The 19935-nt window shown below is 45.7% G+C and carries 13 protein-coding genes; 12 read left to right on the forward strand and 1 reads right to left on the reverse strand.

Features of this window, described 5'->3' with window-relative positions:
* Positions 1-20: 20 nt before the first annotated feature.
* Positions 21-179, reverse strand: coding sequence for a hypothetical protein (locus tag HKI82_RS12685; RefSeq protein WP_171138183.1), 159 nt, complete (start codon positions 177-179; stop codon positions 21-23).
* A 37-nt stretch (positions 180-216) separates the two neighbouring features.
* Here HKI82_RS12685 and HKI82_RS12690 point away from each other — a divergent pair, with 37 nt between their 5' ends.
* The 12 genes from HKI82_RS12690 (at position 217) to HKI82_RS12745 (ending at position 19793) form a co-directional block, all read left to right on the forward strand.
* Positions 217-1302, forward strand: a complete 1086-nt coding sequence (locus tag HKI82_RS12690) for an AI-2E family transporter (protein ID WP_102941008.1) — start codon at positions 217-219, stop codon at positions 1300-1302.
* An 87-nt stretch (positions 1303-1389) separates the two neighbouring features.
* A complete protein-coding gene (gene rsmC / locus HKI82_RS12695; protein ID WP_102941007.1) occupies positions 1390-2415 on the forward strand; it encodes a 16S rRNA (guanine(1207)-N(2))-methyltransferase RsmC in 1026 nt (341 codons plus the stop codon).
* A 162-nt stretch (positions 2416-2577) separates the two neighbouring features.
* Complete coding sequence (locus HKI82_RS12700) at positions 2578-5964, forward strand: ATP-binding protein (protein WP_206361900.1); 3387 nt, start codon at positions 2578-2580, stop codon at positions 5962-5964.
* A gap of 798 nt (positions 5965-6762) precedes the next feature.
* A complete protein-coding gene (locus tag HKI82_RS12705; protein ID WP_171138231.1) occupies positions 6763-8433 on the forward strand; it encodes an ABC transporter substrate-binding protein in 1671 nt (556 codons plus the stop codon).
* A gap of 144 nt (positions 8434-8577) precedes the next feature.
* Positions 8578-9564: an ABC transporter permease gene (locus tag HKI82_RS12710; RefSeq protein WP_102941005.1), complete on the forward strand. Its 987-nt coding sequence runs from the start codon at positions 8578-8580 to the stop codon at positions 9562-9564.
* Between the two features lie 2 nt (positions 9565-9566).
* A complete protein-coding gene (locus HKI82_RS12715; RefSeq protein ID WP_102941004.1) occupies positions 9567-10592 on the forward strand; it encodes an ABC transporter permease in 1026 nt (341 codons plus the stop codon).
* 1 nt (position 10593) lies between these two features.
* The gene (locus HKI82_RS12720) at positions 10594-11577 is read left to right on the forward strand and encodes an ABC transporter ATP-binding protein (protein WP_042484450.1); all 984 of its coding nucleotides are present in this window, start codon (positions 10594-10596) and stop codon (positions 11575-11577) included.
* 51 nt (positions 11578-11628) lie between these two features.
* Entirely contained in the window at positions 11629-12624 is a 996-nt protein-coding gene (locus HKI82_RS12725) for an ABC transporter ATP-binding protein (protein ID WP_042484453.1), read from the forward strand.
* Positions 12625-12733: 109 nt separating this feature from the next.
* Positions 12734-14482, forward strand: coding sequence for a glycoside hydrolase family 9 protein (locus HKI82_RS12730; RefSeq protein ID WP_171138232.1), 1749 nt, complete (start codon positions 12734-12736; stop codon positions 14480-14482).
* A complete protein-coding gene (locus tag HKI82_RS12735) occupies positions 14475-15350 on the forward strand; it encodes a glucosamine kinase nucleotide-binding domain-containing protein (protein ID WP_171138233.1) in 876 nt (291 codons plus the stop codon). The genes HKI82_RS12730 and HKI82_RS12735 overlap by 8 nt, the downstream gene beginning before the upstream one ends.
* Before the next feature lie 9 nt (positions 15351-15359).
* Positions 15360-17273, forward strand: coding sequence for a beta-N-acetylhexosaminidase (locus HKI82_RS12740; protein WP_171138234.1), 1914 nt, complete (start codon positions 15360-15362; stop codon positions 17271-17273).
* 117 nt (positions 17274-17390) lie between these two features.
* Positions 17391-19793 carry a glycoside hydrolase family 94 protein gene (locus HKI82_RS12745; protein WP_171138235.1) on the forward strand — a complete coding sequence of 801 codons (2403 nt, stop codon included), beginning with the start codon at positions 17391-17393 and terminating at the stop codon, positions 19791-19793.
* The last annotated feature ends 142 nt before the right edge of the window (positions 19794-19935 follow it).

Raw genomic sequence — 19935 nt, forward strand, 5'->3', positions numbered from 1 at the left:
GCTGCTTCGGCAGCCTTAATTTATTTCCAGTTGGCAATAACAAGTACAACCAGAACGGCGACAACAACGCCAATCATTGAAATTCTGCGACGTCTTACATTCTTAGTTTCGCAACACTTCTCATCATTGCAACATCCCATATAACCCTCTTCATTGCTAACTAACTGAATTACAGCCATTATAAACATACTTATTTGATTCCAAGGACAGCCAAAAGTGCCAGAAAAAATCAAAATTTCATCCAGTCATTGGGTTCTTGTTATTGCCCTGCTCATCGCTGGTTTCGCCTGCTACTTACTTGTAGAACCCTATATCAATTCAATTGTGATGGCATTCATTATTTCCATGCTGATGATTCCTCTGCATGAAAAATTAGACAACATGATGCCCTCACACAGAAACATCTCATCATTGCTTTCCTGCATTATTCTGACATTTATTATTGTCATTCCGCTGCTTTTCGTATTTGCGGCGATCGTCCAGCAAGGATCTAAATTTTCTCAGAATGTTTATCAGTGGGTCACCCATGGCGGCATTCAGACTCTGTTTAACCATCCTTTGGTGATTAAAGGACTCGCTTTCGCTAATCAGTATTTACCTTTTGATGGTATTAACCCACAACAAATCGCGCAGAAAATTGCACAGTTCGCCACCAGCTTTGGCACTAATCTGGTTGGTATCAGCGCTAAGATACTGGGTGATGCGACAAGTTTTATTATGAGCTTCTTCTTGATGCTGTTTGTTCTGTTTTTCTTGCTAAGAGACAGAGAAAAGATCATTTCGACCATTCGTCACATACTGCCGCTGTCTCGCAGCCAAGAAGATCGCTTGCTGGATGAGATTGAAAGCGTGTCCAAATCAGCAGTGATGGGATCTTTCCTTACTGCGATCGCTCAGGGCGTTGCTGGTGGTATTGGTATGTGGTTAGCAGGCTTTCCGGGATTGTTCTGGGGAACCATGATGGGGTTTGCGTCGTTTATTCCTGTCGTCGGTACAGCTCTCATTTGGATCCCAACCGCGACATATCTATTCCTCACCGGTGAGACAACTTGGGCTATCTTCCTTACCGTATGGAGCGTGGCCATTGTTGGCTCTATCGACAACTTACTCAGACCTTTCCTGATGCAAGGCAGTGCAGGAATGAACACGCTGATGATCTTCTTCTCGCTGCTGGGAGGTATTCAGCTGTTTGGTCTGATTGGCCTTATCTATGGTCCACTGATCTTCGCGATCGCCATCGTACTGTTTAATATTTACGAAGAAGAGTTCCATAACTTCCTCGAAAACCAAGACAACAGCTAAAAAGCTTCATGCTTGGAGCCGACTATGCGAGAATCGGCTCCAAAATTGAATCTAGCTTAATCGAACCTAAAAGATAACAGGCTCTAAATGTCTAATTACATTACCCCAAGCCAAATTGCACAACGCCAGCTTGCGTACTTTGAGAACAAAAAAGTACTTGTAGCAGGTGAAGCCGAAGATCTGTTTCCTGTCGAACTTGCCAAGCACTGTGTTTCCGTTTCTGTGTTTACCACCAACTATGGCTACTATCGTCAGCTTAAATCGAAATCAGCGATTAGCGTCCATTTTGGTGCTGAGCTAGAAGGCGATATCGATGCAGATATGGTGCTTCTCTACTGGCCAAAAGCAAAGATGGAAGCGGAATATCTGCTTGCTATGTTGATGGCAAAACTTGGGATCAATACAGAGATCGTCGTGGTCGGCGAAAACCGCTCTGGTGTAAAAAGCATCGAGAAGATGTTTGCAGATTATGGCAGTGTGACAAAGTTCGATTCTGCCCGCCGCTGCTCTTTTTATTGGGGTCAATGTCTAGAACAGCCAAAAGCTTTCCAGATCGAAGACTGGTTCAAGTCTTATACCGTTCAATATCAACAACATGAACTTACCATTCGTAGCTTGCCTGGCGTATTCAGCCATGGTGAGTTTGATCTGGGCAGCCGATTACTGCTCGATACCTTGCCGAATCTCAGTGGTAAAGTGCTTGATTTTGGTTGCGGAGCCGGTGTTCTTGGCTGCGTGATGGCGACACTGAACACGGATATTCAACTGGAAATGTGTGATATTAGTGCGTTGGCTGTTCGCTCAAGTGAAGAAACACTGAAAGCCAATCAATTATCTGGCCGTGTATTCGCTTCGGATATCTATTCAGATACCGCGTCAGACTATAACTTCATCGTCACTAACCCTCCGTTCCATGCTGGTTTAGACACCAGCTACAACGCAACGGAAACCTTATTAGAGAAAGCGCCGAACCATTTAACCACTAACGGTGAACTGTTCGTTGTAGCCAATAGTTTCTTGAAGTACCCACCGATTATTGAACAGTCTTTAGGTAATTGCGAGACGTTAAATAAGACCAGCAAATTCGCTATTTATCAAGCAAAAAAATCCTAACAATTGGTTACAAATTAGCTAAAAGTGCGCCTATGTCCACGCTTTAAGTGGGACTTACTTGTCAAAGAAAAAAAACTTGTTAACTTCTGCGTAACCCGTTTTTACTCAATCACACAACTTGCAGGTTTTCCTGCAAGTTTCATTGAAAGAATTCTCTTTGATATGTTCAGGTTTTATCGCAGGCAAAAGTTTAAACGCTTACAAAACACCTTGATGCTGGCCTTTCTGGTTCTCAGCATTACTCCACTGACTGTAACAGCTATTTTCTTCTTGAAGTCTCATATTGACGATCTTCAAGAACAAAGTACCTCTCACCTTCTGTCTGTTCGAGATACTAAACAACAGCAAGTTATCGACTACCTCAACGCCAAAGAGTCTGAGGTGATGGGTTTTGTCCGCTCAGAGCTTGCTTACGCCAGTGGCGGACGATTTTATGGCCTCGTCAACGCTTTTACACGTTTGGGCGAAAACATTGAACAAGCCAGAGAGAACGCTCAACAGCGCTATATACTAGGTTCCGGAGATCAGGTTAAAACGTCGGTGTTACCGCAATCCAGTAGCTATGTCGGCAGTGAGCGCTACCGCCTTTTGCATAAACGCTATCACTGGGCATACATGGAGTTACTCAAACGCTCTGATTTCGATGATATTTTATTGGTCGACTTGCACGGTAATGTCACTTACTCCATCAATAAAAATGAAGAGTTCGGTACCAACCTGTTTAGCGGAAAATTCAAAGACTCAAACTTAGGCCAAACCTTTCAGCGCTTGGAACAGTCCGTTTCCGAGCACAGAAAAACCAACGAGGATTTTACCCCAGTTATTCAGTCCGATTTTATTGAAGAAAACGGACCACAATACGCTTGGTTTGGCGCACCGATTATCCAGCAAGGTTATCTGCATAGCTACGCGATGTTCCGCTTGCCAAACAAGGGAATCACCAAACTCATAGCTGATAGCAGCAACTCACCAATGCGGACACTTCTTGTTGGTCAGGATCACCGCTCGCGGACACTTTCTTACCTACAAGATGACATCGATAAAAGCCGTGAAGTCATTAGCTTAGCCTTATCTGGTAAGCAAGATGTAGGCACTTACACCGACGCCGTTGGTGAAAAGAACATCGCGGCTTATGCTCCGATCAACCTAAACAGCACACATTGGGCTATTGTCGTAGAACTGCCCGAAAAAGAGGCTTTTGCGCGAGTAAACCAGTTAGAAAAACTGTTCATTTTTGCCATGCTTACCGCCATCGTGCTAGTGGTTATCGCGTCACACATGCTTTCAAACTTCATTACTTCACCACTGTTAAGGCTAACCTGGGCAGCTGAACGTGCATCGGCTGGCGATCTCGATGAAAGTATGATTAATACCGATCGTAAAGATGAAATTGGTCGTCTTGCGGTAAGCTTTGAACGTATGCAGCGTTCCATTAGAGAAAAAATCCAACTCATCAAATCACAAAACAGTGAGTTGGAGAAAAATATCCAAATCATTCGTAAACAAAACGATGAACTGCAACTAGCGAACAAGCTCAAAGATGAGTTTCTAGCCACAACCTCTCACGAGCTGAGAACCCCTCTGCACGGCATGATTGGTATAGCAGAAGCCTTAATCTCTGGCGCAAACGGCCCTATTACCTCTGATCACAAATATCAGTTGGATATCATTGCCACCAGTGGGCAACGCCTTGCTCGGCTGGTCGATAACTTACTCGACTACCATAAAATGCGTTATGGAGACTTGGATATTCAGTGTGATGCGGTTGATCTGTCCAGCTCAACACGTTTGGTGCTAGAACTCTCTAACCACCTGTTGGGTAAGAAGCCGATCCGAATCATCAATCAAATTTCCGACAATCAGTTCTGGGTTTCCGCCGATCCGCAGCGTTTAGAGCAAGTGCTGTATAACCTGATTGGTAACGCGATCAAATATACGTCGGAAGGTAAGATTGTTATCTCTGCTTCTCAAATTGATGATCAGGTTCGCGTCCAAGTTGTCGATACCGGTCAAGGCATTCCCGCCGAGCAGTTGGAACATATCTTTGAACCGCTCATCCAAGGAACCGTCGAAACTAACCGCTATCGCCAAGGTTCAGGTTTAGGCTTATCGATTAGCCGACAACTGATTGAACTGATGAACGGCACTCTTTATGTCAGCAGCCAACCGCTGGTTGGCACAACATTCAGCTTCACGTTGCCTATTGCTTCAGCAGAAGATATTGAGCGAGCGAGACTGACTGAACAGCCTCACTACCAAGTACTTGAAGTTGGAGAGGTTGAGCTGCCCGATACCAGCAATTTGCCGGAGAACAGTGACGGACCTTTACTGCTGGTTGCCGATGACGAACCTGTAAACCTGCGAATTCTGGACAGCTTCTTACACTTAGAAGGCTACCGCGTACGCACCGTTGCTGATGGTAACGAAGTGCTCAGGGCCGTTGAGAACGAAAAGCCAGAACTACTGCTGCTCGATATTATGATGCCGGGCATGAGCGGTTACCAAGTGTGCGAAAAGCTGAGAGAAAAATACAGCCTCACCGATTTGCCTATCATCATGCTTACTGCTCTGAATCAAACAGAAGATCGCTTGAGAGGCTTTGCCGCTGGCGCGAATGACTATCTGTCAAAACCGTTCAATAAAAAAGAATTAGCAGCTAGGATTCATGCTCATATGGCTGCAAGTCAGGCAGAACAAAGACGACTAGAAAATCTTGAGTTACAAAACGAACTCAAACAAAGAAATGTCGTCGAAGCCGATTTGCTCGAAACACAAGAACGTTTGCTGGAACAGTTAGAATCAGCACCGGAAGCTATTGTATGCCTCAAAGAAAACAACAAGGTTCTGTTCGCAAACCAAGCGGCATCTAGGCTGTTTAAGCGCACACAAGAGCAGCTGAAACGCTCTAGTGCTGAAGAGCTTTTTTCCCATAAGCATCTCAACATTAGCCAGCAACACTATTGTGGCGAAGTCGATATTTTTGTCGGAGATTCACGCCTTCATTTACCTGCCGATATTCTAAAGCTTCCTAAAGGCTCTGGAATGCAGGCTATATACATTTTAAATGTTGGAGGGGCTCAGAGCGCACAAAGAATACAAAACCTCGAAACAGCGGTTGATGCTCTATCGAGTTATGCGTTTAGTGGCGATAAAGAAAGACTGCAGCAACTTAAAGAGCTGGGCGGAGAGTTCACCAGAATTGCAGATAAAGCAGAAGGCGATAATCAATCCAAGCAAGAGCTTATGCGCGCTGTGCTTGTCGATGCGATGACAAGCGCCCTCAACTACTGGGAGAAAGCTCCCGGCCAAACCAAGTTCACTTTTGCAGAACAAAGCGGACTGTGGCGTGTTTACTTGGACAGAAGTACATTACAAACACGTACACTCGACAAGTATCTGCGCATCGAAACGCTTCCGAAAACCCCACGCTGGCGTACCGTACTAAACTCGCTCGATTACATCCTTGAGCATCACAATGAGCCGGGGTCAGAACGTATTCACCTTGAAGCCCTGCGTAACAAGTTGCAGAAACTTATCGCAGCTATGTAACACCATTAGCAGCAATAATCATCAACTCTAATAGCCCACTGACGTGGGCTTTTTTATGCGTGTTAGTTAAATCACTTCCCACCCATTCTCACCCTCTTCGGTAAGGCTTTTTAGCTAAGAGGAGGCATCTACAAAAGCAGCCATTAGCGTTCTTTAGAGGCATTCCTGACTTCATATCAGTAACTGAGAGTTCAAACTTAACCATGCTGTAGAGACGTTTCACTTAAGTTAATTTACGAAGAAAATTAATGCGTTTATTTTTAGTTATTGTCGTTAGAATTACCTCATTTCCAGCCCCAAAAAGCAGCTGGAGATAGCATAAAAAGAACAAATTGTTTGGCCGTGGGATTTGAATCACAACAATTCGCCAGAATTAATTCATGAAAACAAATTAACGGAGAAAAGTGGTAGTGACAATAATCTCACTTTATTGAAAAGTGAAAACACACCAACAAAATCAGAGCCAGAGAAGTGAGCAAGTACTTACAACAAACCAAAAGACACGCAATTTATAAGCTTTTATGACCGAGATAAAACGGTTAAAACATCATCAACCACAACTAATTTTGACGTTAATGACGGAGAACGGATGAGTTTTGACGTTTTTAACGAGAAATGGAATTGCTAAATGTTCGTACAAAGTGTTTTCTTACCTCAGCCAACGGTTTACAGGCCACTCATATTCCCCCCTGCTCCTCCGCTGGTGGAACTCAATATGAGGTAAATCTTTGGAAATTGTTCATCCCATGATGACATTCATATCCATTCGTGAAATGAAGCAAACAGTAAGGAACAGCTATGCTTGCCAATATTAAAAAGACAGCACTCGCAACAGCCGTTATCGCTGGAGCAATTAGCGTCTCAGCTCCTGCATTAGCACGCAGTGAGCTAACCATAGTACCCGATTTCTACCCAACTATGGTTCGTAACTTCAACCCGTACTTAGCAACAAACCTACGTACAACCACAGATTTCATCTATGAACCATTAGTGATTTTCAACGAGATGAAAGGCAACACTCCGGTGATGCGTCTTGCAGAAAGCTACAAAATGGCTGACGACTTAATGAGCGTGACATTTAACGTTCGTAAAGGCGTGAAATGGTCTGATGGCCAAGCGTTTACTGCAGATGACATCCTATTTTCTTACCAATTACTGAAGAATAAACCTGAGCTTGACCAACGCGGTATCAACAAATGGGTTAAGAGTGTAGAGAGAGTAAATGAATACACCGTACGCTTCGAACTGACTGAAGCGAACTCAAACGTACCATACGAAATTTCGCTTGTTCCGATCGTAGCTGAGCACATCTGGAAAGATGTCAAAGAACCAACCACTTTCACCAATGAAAACCCTGTTGGTACTGGTCCGTTTACTGAAATCGACACCTTCACTCCGCAACTTTACATTCAGTGCCGTAACCCTAACTACTGGGATGCAGCAAACCTAGAAGTTGACTGTTTACGCGTTCCACAAATCGCAAACAACGATCAGCTATTAGGTAAAGTCGTGAACTCTGAGCTGGATTGGACTTCATCATTCATTCCTGACATTGATCGCACTTATGCAGCAGCAAGTACTAAGCACCACTACTGGTACCCAGCATCTGGTACTCAAGCTTTCGTGGTTAACTTCAAAAACCCAGATCCAGCAAAACATGAAGCTCTGAACAATGTAGATTTCCGTCGCGCATTCTCTATGGCGATTGACCGTCAAACCATTATCGACATCGCATTCTACGGTGGCGGTACAGTGAACGACTTCGCGTCAGGTCTAGGTTATGCATTTGAAGCTTGGTCTGATGAAGAAGTGCACAACAAGTACAAAGGCTTTAACACTTACAATGCTGAAGGTGCAAAAGCACTTCTAGCTAAAGCAGGCTTTAAAGATGTGAACGGTGACGGCTTTGTCGACACACCTTCAGGTAAATCTTTCGAGTTACTGATTCAATCTCCAAACGGCTGGACTGACTTCAACAACACAGTTCAACTTGCAGTAGAACAACTTAATGAAGTGGGTATCCAAGCGAAAGCTCGTACTCCTGAGTTTGCTGTTTACAACGAAGCAATGCTGAAAGGTACTTACGATGTAGCATACACAAACTACTTCCACGGTGCTGACCCTTACCTATACTGGAACAGTGCATATCACTCAGCACTTCAAGGTGGTGAAGGTATGCCTCGCTTCGCAATGCACTTCTACAAAAACGACAAGCTAGACGGTCTACTAGATAGCTTCTACAAAACAGCCGATAAGAACGAGCAAGTACAAATTGCTCATGGTATTCAGAAAATCATCGCTGAAAACCAAGTTACTATCCCTGTATTGTCAGGTGCTTGGATGTACCAATACAACACCACTCGATTCACTGGTTGGTGGAGCGAAGACAACCCGAAAGGTCGTCCAAGCGTATGGGCTGGTATCCCAGAACGTCTACTTCACGTACTGGACCTAAAACCAGTTAAGTAAACGTTAGTTCTTTGCGGCGTACTTAGTACGCCGCCTATTTAAATCCCCACTATTTGAAAAACAGATGGCGCCATGCGTCAGGGGATTTCTCGCTCTAAATTTCGCTAGCACGTAAACAAATATCGGGTGAGTAAGGTGTAAGTTATGGGTTATTTTTTAAGACGTTTGTCATTTTATTTTGCCGCGCTGCTCGTTGCAGCCACCATCAATTTCATTATTCCACGAGCAATGCCTGGTGACCCAGTTACCATGATGTTTGCTAACGCAACAACACAGGTAACGCCTGAGCGTATCGCCGCAATGAAGGAGCTACTAGGCTTCGTTGGCGGACCTTGGTACGTGGAATATGCCGTATACATGAAAAGTATCTTTAGCTGGGAGCTGGGTACTTCAATTAAGTTCTACCCTTTGAGCGTTAATGATCTTTTAGGTGGTGCATTTGGCTGGTCACTTTTCCTTGCCGGTACCGCCGTCATTATCTCTTTCTCAATCGGCTCAATTCTCGGCATCTTTGCTGCGTGGAAACGCGGTAGCCGTTACGACACCTTCATCACTCCGGGTATGCTGGTTATTCAAGCGGTTCCTCAAGTGGTTATCGCCATGCTTGCCATGTTCATTTTTGCTATCGGCTTGAAATGGTTCCCTACAGGTTACGCATACACAGCCGGCACCATGCCTGACTGGACAAGCTGGACATTTATTAAAGATGTCGGTTACCACGCAGTACTGCCACTTATCTGTGCCTCTATCGTTCAAATCGGCGGTTTCTTGGTCAACATGCGTAACAACATGATTAACCTGCTTGCTGAAGACTACATCACGATGGCGAAAGGCAAAGGCTTGAGTGAAAACCGCGTTGTATTCAACTACGCAGCTCGTAACGCATTACTGCCAAGTGTCACTGCGCTTTCAATGTCACTAGGTATGGCTATCGGTGGTCAGCTCATTATCGAAATCATTTTCAACTACCCAGGTCTTGGTACGGTTCTGTTTAACGCTATTACATCTCGTGACTACCAAGTTCTACAAGGCCAACTTCTTATCATGACTCTGTTTATGCTGTTCTTTAACCTGCTCGCAGACATGCTGTATGTCGTACTCGACCCTCGTCTACGTAAGGGAGGTAAATAATCATGAAAGCACTTTGGAAACTGTTATCAGGCAACCGAGTCGCAATGATAGGTGTCGCGATTCTCTCTGTATTCTTGTTCATCGCACTTGCTGCACCGCTGATCACGAAACACGCCCCAGATAAACGTACAGGCAATCCACATGAATACCCATCGTTTGTTGTGAAAGCCGCCAAAAGTGACCCGAATGGCTGGGTTGCTGAGAATCTGGCGACAGACAGACGAACTCTGACTATGTCGAAAAAAGCGGATCATACACTTGGTACAACTCGTATGGGGCGTGACGTATGGTCACAAGTTGCTTACGGCGCACGCGTATCCTTAGCGGTAGGCTTTGGTGCGGGTATCACCGTTTGTTTCCTAGCAACCATCATTGGTGTTTCAGCGGGCTACTTCGGTGGCAAGGTGGATGATTTCTTAACCGCTGCAATGAACATCATGTTGGTTATCCCTCAGTATCCGTTGCTGTTCGTGGTTGCTGCTTTCATTGGTGAAGCAGGCCCGTTGACCATTTCCCTCATTATCGGGTGTACTTCCTGGGCATGGGGTGCCCGAGTTGTACGAGCTCAGACACTTGCACTGCGTGAAAAAGAGTTTGTGAAAGCGGCTGAAGTATTAGGTGAGAGTTCATGGCGCATCATCTTCGTTGAAATCCTGCCAAACCTTATCTCAATTGTCGGCGCAAGCTTTATTGGCTCAGTAATGTACGCCGTGATGATGGAAGCCACTATCTCCTTCCTAGGTCTGGGCGATCCGAACACCATCAGTTGGGGCATCATGCTTTACAACGTGCAAACCTCTTCATCTATGTTGGTTGGCGCTTGGTGGGAACTGTTAGCTCCATGTTTATCACTGACGTTACTCGTCACTGGTCTGGCACTACTTAACTTCGCGGTAGACGAAATCGCTAACCCACAATTGCGTTCTCATAAAGGGATGAAGCGTTGGAAGAAACTCGCTCAGCAAGACAAATCAGCGCGTGAGCCTAACCTACCACCTCAAAATGCACTATGGAGCGGAGACAAATAACATGACAGCACCACTTATCTCAATCCGCAACTTATGCGTGGACTACATTACTGATGCAGGCGATGTTCGCGCCTGTAACAACGTCAGCTTTGATATCGCACCAGGCGAAGTGTTTGGCTTAGCGGGTGAATCTGGTTGTGGTAAATCAACCGTTGCCTTCTCGTTGATGCGTCTACATAAGCCGCCTGCGTTTATTACTGGTGGCGAAGTGATCTTCAATGGCGAAGACATTCTTCAATACAGCGACGAAAAAATGCAGTCATTTCGCTGGAGCCAAATGTCGATGGTCTTCCAAAGTGCAATGAATGCTCTCAACCCTGTTCTCACCATGGAAGAGCAGTTCTGTGACGTGATTATGCGCCATACCAATTTGACCAGAGAGCAGGCTAAACGCCGAGCTGAAGGTTTGTTGGAAATTGTGGATATTCACCCGAGTCGCTTGAACGACTACCCACATCAATTTTCTGGTGGTATGCGTCAGCGTCTGGTGATTGCGATTGCGTTAGCGCTTAATCCAAAAATGATCATCATGGATGAGCCAACCACAGCGCTTGATGTGGTGGTTCAGCGTGAAATTCTGCAAAAGATCTACGCACTAAAAGAAGAGTTCGGCTTCTCTATTTTGTTTATCACTCATGACTTGTCACTGATGGTCGAGTTCTCAGACCGTATTGGCATCATGTATTCCGGTGAACTGATTGAAGTTGCGCCTTCAAAAGAGATTCTACAAAGCCCATTCCATCCTTACACCAAAGGTCTGGGAAGCTCATTTCCACCACTAACGGGGCCAAAAACCAAACTAACGGGAATTCCGGGTAACCCTCTGAACTTACTTGAAATTCCGCAAGGTTGTCGTTTTCAGGCACGTTGTGACCGTGTCCATGAAACCTGTACCAAAGTTCCAACTCAACTACGTCAAATAGAGCTGGGACGCTTTTCCAATTGCCACCTCTATGGTGAGCCGATTGCTCAGGTAAAGCTATAGCTTGAGACGTGTACAGCAACGCTATTCGCAAAGTTAGGGGTGGAAAGAAATATGAATATTCAAAACGAAAATCTATTAATTGAAGGGAAGAATCTGGTTAAAGACTTCCCGATCAACAGCAACACATTAAAGCAACCAATGATGCGTGCAATCAATGACGTGTCATTCAAGATGTACAAAAGCCGTGGACTTTCCGTGGTTGGTGAATCCGGTTCTGGTAAATCCACTACCGCTAAAATGATCGCCAAAATGTACGCTCCGACTTCAGGCAACATTGAGTACAAAGGTCGTGACATTCAAGAGATCAAATCTCGTTCTGATCTCATGCATTACCGCGAAGGCATACAAATGGTTTGGCAAGATCCTTTTGGCTCGCTAAACCCGACTCATACCATTTTCCACCATATTGCCCGCCCACTTTTGATTCATAAAAAAGTGAAATCAGGTAATAAAAAAGAGCTTCAGGAACGTGTGTATGACCTGTTGGAACAGGTGGGCTTAATTCCACCAAAAGAGACGGCAGCGAAATACCCGCACCAGCTTTCAGGCGGTCAGCGTCAACGTGTCAACTTAGCACGTAACATTGCTGTAGGTGCTGAAGTTGTACTGGCTGACGAACCGACTTCAATGCTTGACGTATCAATTCGTGCCGGTGTTTTGAACCTGATGGAAGAGATGAAGTTTGAGAAGAAAATGTCACTTCTTTACATCACTCACGACATCGCCACCGCTCGTTACATCGCAGAAGATCTGGCCGTGATGTATGTCGGTCACATGGTGGAATGGGGAGATACCGAGCAGATCATTCACGATCCGCAGCACCCTTACACTCAGTTACTGGTTTCAGCGGTTCCGGATCCAAAAAAATCGATCCACGAAAAACTGAAAGGCAACAAAGGTGAGATCCCGTTGTGGACACCAGCTTCGGTTGGATGCCCGTTTGCTGGACGCTGTACTCATGCCACCAGCAAGTGCCGCGAGCAATTACCAGCAATAACCCAACTGGCAGATAACCACTTTGTCCGTTGCTATTTATACGAAAACTAAGCGTTTAATAACAATTAATAGGCACGCCTTCGTCTTGGGCGGACCTGATGTATTAAGAAGGTTCAGCGCTGCTAAGCAGTGCTGGTCAAAAAGACAACTGGAGACCTAAATGCAGTTACTGATCAACCACATTGGCTATGAAACATTTGGACCAAAGCAGGCAGTGCTTTTGAGTAGAACCTCAGAGCTACACGCTACTTTTGCTCAACTTGTTTGCAGTTATAGCCATAAGACTGTGGCTCAACTCACCATTGAGCGACACGGTAAAGTGGCGAATTGGCATCACGGATATTTTCACCGTATCGACTTCTCTCACTTTACTGGAGAAGGCAGCTTTTACTTACGTGTTGAAAATACGCAATCTGAAGTTTTTTGTATTGCTCAGGGTCTACTGATGCAGCGCACTTTTTCAGACGTGCTGCATTATTTCAAGTCACAACGCTGTGGCGGAATTTTTGACAAGCAAGATAAGTCTGTACCTCTGTTAGGCACATCATCCACTGCCGATGTGCATGGTGGCTGGTACGACGCTTCAGGTGACGTTAGCAAATATTTAAGTCACCTTTCTTACGCTAACTATTTGAATCCACAACAAACCCCCATTGTGGTATGGAACCTATTCAAAGGGTTAGCGATTTTAGACCATCGCTCGGAGTTTGCTGCATTTTCTCGCACTCGCCTTAAGGAAGAGGCGTTGTTTGGTGCTGATTTCTTAGTTCGTATGCAGCACTCCGAGGGATTTTTTTATATGACGATTTTCGACCAGTGGAGTAAGGACATTAAGCGCAGAGAAATCTGTGCTTATGAAACTCAGCAGGGTCACAAATCCAACGATTATCAAGCCGGCTTTCGTCAAGGTGGCGGTGTGGCAATAGCTGCACTTGCAGCCGCTGCAAGATGCGATATTGATGGCGAATTCAGCCGTGGACAGTATCTCGCTACCGCAGAGAAAGGTTATTGGCATTTAAAAGAGTGCAATACCCTCTATCTCAATGACGGTGAAGAGAACATCATTGATGAATACTGCGCCCTACTCGCAGCATGCGAGTTGTATCGCTCAAGCAGTTCAAAACAAGAGTATTTACAAGAAGCTCAAGCATGGGCTGAACGCTTATGTGCAAGACAGCACAACGATGAGAATCATCTTAGCTTCTGGTCTGCCAACAGCGATGGCAGCCGTCCTTACTATCACGCATCAGAAGCAGGGCTTCCAGTCATTGCCTTGTGCGAGTATCTGGATATTGAAACGAACAAAGAGCGCTTGGAAAAAGTTCGCACTGTCGTGACTCAAGCATGCCAGTTTGAACTGACGATTACTCAATCCGTTTGCAACCCGTTTGGCTACCCACGTCAATACGTTAAAGACGTTGATGGAGAAAAGCGCAGCGCATTCTTTATTTCACAAAACAACGAATCAGGCTATTGGTGGCAGGGCGAAAATGCCCGTCTGGCTTCGCTGGCAGCAATGGCTTATCAAGTACAACCGTACTTACAAGACCAACAACTAAAAAACCAGTTGCTCAGCTTTGCACAAAATTCGCTTAACTGGGTTACAGGCTTAAACCCATACGACATGTGCATGCTCGACGGGCATGGACGCAACAATCCTGACTACTTACCACACCTAGGCTTTTTCAATGCCAAGGGCGGTGTCTGCAATGGCATCACCGCAGGTTTTGATGATCCGCAGGACATTGCGTTCAATCCTGAAAAACAGAAAGACGACATGATGCAAAACTGGCGCTGGGGAGAACAATGGATCCCACATGGTGCTTGGTACTTAATGGCAATTATGAGCCAGTTTGTGCACTTCAAAACAGCCTGCTCTGCTCAGCTAGAGGATCAATGTCATGAGTAATTATTTCGTTGGCATTGATGGTGGCGGTACCTCTTGTCGAGCTCGCATTCGTGACATCGACGGCAACCTCATCGGTGAAGGCAAAAGTGGCAGCGCCAACATCCTGCTGGGTGTAGATATTGCGTTGCGTTCAATCACTGAAGCCATTCGCATTGCGGCAAAACAAGGTGGCTTGGATGAAACCTATTTACACAGAATGCATGTCGGCCTTGCTTTAGCGGGGGCGGAACAAAAGTCCGCATGGTTTGCTTTTATGCAACAGCCTCACCCATTCGCTTCTATCACCTTGAACACTGATGCCTACGGGGCCTGTCTCGGTGCTCATAACGGCGATGATGGTGCGATTATGATTGCCGGTACTGGCTCTTGTGGAATTTTACTCAAAGACGGCCAACAACATGTGGTTGGAGGCAGAGAATTTCCAATTTCAGACCAAGGCAGCGGTGCAATGATGGGACTGAGCCTGATTCAAAAGGTCATTCTGACTCAAGATGGCATTCGTCCTCATTCCCCTCTAAGTCAGCATGTAATGGAGCACTTTGATAACGATGTAGACCAGATTGTCGAATGGTCCAAATCAGCTTTACCTCGTGATTACGGACAGTTTTCTCCAGCCATTTTTTCTCATGCTCAACAACACGATCCTCTGGCGATTGAGCTTCTTCAACAAACTGCTGCAGATATCGAAATGTTTCTCAATGCTTTACACCGCAAGGGCGCAGAGAAAATTTGTCTGATGGGCAGTATTGCAGAACGCATTTTGGATTGGCTATCTCCGCCCGTTCAACAATGGATTGTTACACCTCAGTTCGACGCTATTGAGGGCGCACTGATGTTTGCTGGCAAACCAGCGCACAATTTGTATTAAGGGTTAATGATGAACTATCGAATTGACTTTGCTGTACTTTCTGAACAGAAGAATGATTGCCGATTTGGCCTGACACTACACAACTTAAGTGAGCAAGATCTAAGTGATTGGTCATTGCACTTCATCATGGATCGCTTTATCCAACCTGACAGTATCTCCAACGGCGAACTCCAGCAGGTAGGCAGCTTCTGCAGCCTATTACCGCATCAAGCGGTATTGCCAGCTAATGGGCACTATTACTGTGAATTTCGCATAAAAACCGCACCGTTCCGCTTTTACAGTGACGGAATTAAAGAGGCGTTTGTACAGCTCAATCATACTGAAGCAACGGTTCGCTACGATGTCGCTGTCACTCCGATTGTTCTGGCTTCTCCGTATCAAGAACGTAGTGAGATCCCAGCAACAGAAGCCGCAGAGTTATGTTTGATTCCTAAACCGAACAAGGTTGAAAAGCTGGCCGGACATTATGTTTTAGCCTCCACCAGCCAGATTACACTGCACTCTGCTAATGCGGAACAAGCTGCCTCTTGGCTGCAACAAGAACTCAAACATCTTTATGAGTTTGAACCCCAACCAATTGGCAACGCAGATATTGTCTATCAAAGTAATCCAATATTAGATGAAGAACACTATCACCTGACCGTTAACACCAAAGGCATACTCTTAGAAGCCAGCGGTCACGTGGGTTTTGTGCACGCTTCGGCGACACTGTTGCAACTCATTAAACGCACACAAGACGGCTTGGTTGTTCCGTGCGTCAAAATCAGCGATGCACCACGATTCAAATATCGCGGAATGATGCTCGACTGCGCTCGTCATTTTCATCCGGTTGAACGCGTAAAGCGTCTGATCAATCAGTTAGCTCACTACAAGTTCAGCACTTTTCACTGGCATCTCACCGATGATGAAGGCTGGCGCATTGAGATCAAATCACTGCCTCAACTGACTAATATTGGCGCTTGGCGCGGTGTAGACAAAGAGATTGGTCCTCAGTTCAGTACTGTCACCGATCAACACGGTGGCTATTACACCCAAGAAGAGATCAAGCAAGTGATCGCTTATGCCGGAGATCGAGGAATCACAGTTATTCCTGAGATCGATATTCCGGGTCACTGTCGCGCTGCGATCCGTTCGCTGTCCGAATGGCTGGTGGATACTGAAGATCGCTCTGAATATCGCAGTATCCAGAACTATAGCGACAACGTTTTATCACCAGCCCTTCCTGAAACGTATCGTTTTTTGGATCTGGTTTTGGAAGAAGTCGCCGCTCTGTTCCCAAGTCATTTTATCCATATCGGTGCTGATGAAGTTCCTGATGGCGTATGGATTAACAGCCCAAAATGTCAGGCGTTGATGGCAGAACATGGCTATGAGGATGCCAAAGAGCTGCAAGGTCACTTACTGCGCTACGTTGAGAAAAAATTACGTTCTTTAGGCAAACGTATGGTGGGCTGGGAAGAGGCGCAACATGGCAACAAAGTCAGTAAAGACACGGTTATCTATTCTTGGCTTTCGGAACAAGCGGCACTGGACTGCGCCAAGCAAGGTTTTGATGTCATCTTGCAACCGGGTCAGTACACCTATCTCGATATTGTTCAGGACTATGCACCAGAAGAACCCGGTGTTGCCTGGGCTGGCGTCACACCATTGGAACGCGCATACAGCTACGAACCTTTGGCAGAAGTTCCCGCCGACCACCCGATTCGCAAACGTATCTTAGGCATGCAAAGCGCGCTGTGGTGCGAAATTATCAATGACCAATCTCGTATGGACTACATGCTCTACCCTCGCCTCACCGCATTAGCGGAAGCAGGATGGACACAGAATTCATTACGTGACTGGCCTGATTATCTGGCTCGCCTCAAAGGGCACTTACCATTGCTGGATAAACAGGAGATCCACTATCGATCTCCTTGGAAATAACTTTATTCATTTTTTCCATTCCCATGCCAAAGCATGGGATGGAAGTAAGTACATATTCAAGTTCGCTAGCATCGACATTGACTGCGTCATTCGCAGTTTTAGAAAAAGGAAATCACCATGAAATACGGCTATTTCGATAACGATAATCGTGAATACGTCATCACACGTCCAGACGTACCTGCGCCATGGACCAACTATTTGGGAACGGAGAAATTCTGCAGCGTTATCTCTCACAACGCAGGTGGCTACTCGTTTTATCACTCACCTGAGTACAACCGAGTCACCAAATTCCGTCCTAACTTTACCCAAGATCGTCCGGGTCACTATGTTTATCTGCGTGACGACGAAACTGGTGATTTCTGGTCTGTTTCTTGGCAGCCAGTAGCAAAAAGTTTAGAGCAAGCCAACTACGAAGTTCGCCACGGCTTGTCATACTCAAAATTTAAATGTGACTACAACGGTATTGTCGCAAGTAAAACGTTGTTTGTACCTAAAGGTGAAGATGCGGAAGTTTGGGATGTTGTGATTGAAAACACCTCTGATCGTCCTCGTACCATCAGTGCATTTAACTATGTTGAGTTTTCATTTAGTCACATTAAATCGGACAACCAAAACCATCAAATGTCGCTTTACTCTGCGGGCACTAATTACAAAAATGGTGTGATTGAATACGACCTCTACTACAACACTGACGATTTCCTTGGCTACTACTACCTAACAGCAACGTTTGATGCTGATAGCTATGATGGGCAACGAGATACTTTCTTAGGCATGTACCGAGATGAAGCAAACCCTATTGCAGTAGAGCAAGGCAAATGTTCTAACCTCACTCAAACCTGCTACAACCACTGCGGTGCTCTGCATAAGCAATTCACGTTACAACCGGGTGAACAAGTACGTTTTGCAGTCATACTCGGTGTCGGCAAAGGTAATGGCGAGAAACTTAGAGCTAAATACCAAGACCTGAACGAAGTGGATAAAGCTTTTTCAGGTATCAAACAACACTGGGATGAACGTTGCAGTAAGTTCCAAGTGAAGTCTCCAAATGCAGGCTTGGATACTATGTTGAACGCTTGGACGCTCTATCAAGCAGAAACCTGTGTGGTTTGGTCACGCTTTGCCTCTTTCATTGAAGTGGGTGGGCGTACTGGTCTTGGCTATCGTGATACTGCGCAAGATGCGATTTCAGTACCGCATACGAACCCAGCGATGACTCGTAAACGTTTAGTGGATCTTCTGCGTGGACAAGTGAAAGCGGGTTACGGTTTACACCTGTTCGATCCAGATTGGTTTGATCCAGAAAAAGCCGATGTAAAACCTTCAAAATCACCGACCGTTGTTCCAACGCCTTCAGACGAAGATAAAATCCACGGCATTAAAGATACCTGTTCTGACGATCATCTATGGATAGTGCCAACCATTCTTAACTACGTAAAAGAGACGGGCGACTTCGGCTTTATTGATGAAGTGATCCCTTATGCCGATGGTGGTAACGCAACGGTTTACCAGCACATGATGGCAGCTCTGGATTTCTCAGCCGAATACGTCGGACAAACGGGGATTTGTAAGGGCCTGCGCGCTGACTGGAATGACTGTCTGAACTTAGGCGGCGGTGAATCCGCAATGGTTTCTTTCCTTCATTTCTGGGCTTTGGAAGCATTCCTTGAATTAGCTAACTACCGCAACGATAGCGAGGCGCTAAGCAAATACCAAGCAATGGCTGACGGTGTACGCGATGCCTGTGAAACCCACTTATGGGATGGACAAGGCGAGTGGTATATCCGTGGTCTTACCAAAGATGGGGACAAAATCGGTACCTTTGAACAGGTAGAAGGCAAAGTGCATCTTGAGTCCAACTCTCTGGCCGTTTTATCAGGCGCTGTTTCTCAAGAGCGCGGTGAAAAAGCCATGGATGCGGTCTACAAATACTTGTTCTCACCATACGGCTTACACCTCAATGCACCATCGTTTGCAACACCGAATGATGATATCGGTTTTGTGACTCGTGTTTATCAGGGCGTAAAAGAAAACGGCGCAATTTTCTCTCATCCAAACCCTTGGGCTTGGGTAGCAGAGGCGAAATTAGGTCGTGGTGACAGAGCGATGGAATTCTATGACGCTCTTAACCCATATAACCAGAACGATATGATTGAGACTCGTGTTGCTGAACCTTACTCCTATGTGCAGTTCATCATGGGACGCGATCATCAGGATCATGGTCGAGCAAACCACCCATGGTTAACCGGAACATCAGGCTGGGCTTACTATGCAGCGACTAACTACATCCTAGGTGTGCGTACTGGCTTTGATACCTTGATTGTTGACCCTTGTATTCCAACCTCATGGCCGGAATTTGAGGTGACTCGTCAATGGCGCGGCGCAACTTACCAGATCAAAGTGCTAAACCCGAATGGTGTAAGCAAAGGCGTTAAGTCAATGACGGTGAATGGCGAGCAGGTTGATGTAATCAACGCTCAACCACAAGGCAGTGTTAACCAAATCACTGTGGTAATGGGTTAATAAAAGTTAACGACGGAGAATCAGCGAACCAACATTGAACACAAACACGCCCTTCCTATCCATGGAGCTCCAACCGTGCCATCCATGGCACTTAGGGTTTGTTTATCAATGCTGGTTCACTGCCTTTTCTCTAAGGCGTTGC

This window comes from Vibrio plantisponsor (genome assembly GCF_013041605.1).
Taxonomy (GTDB): Bacteria; Pseudomonadota; Gammaproteobacteria; order Enterobacterales; family Vibrionaceae; genus Vibrio; species Vibrio plantisponsor.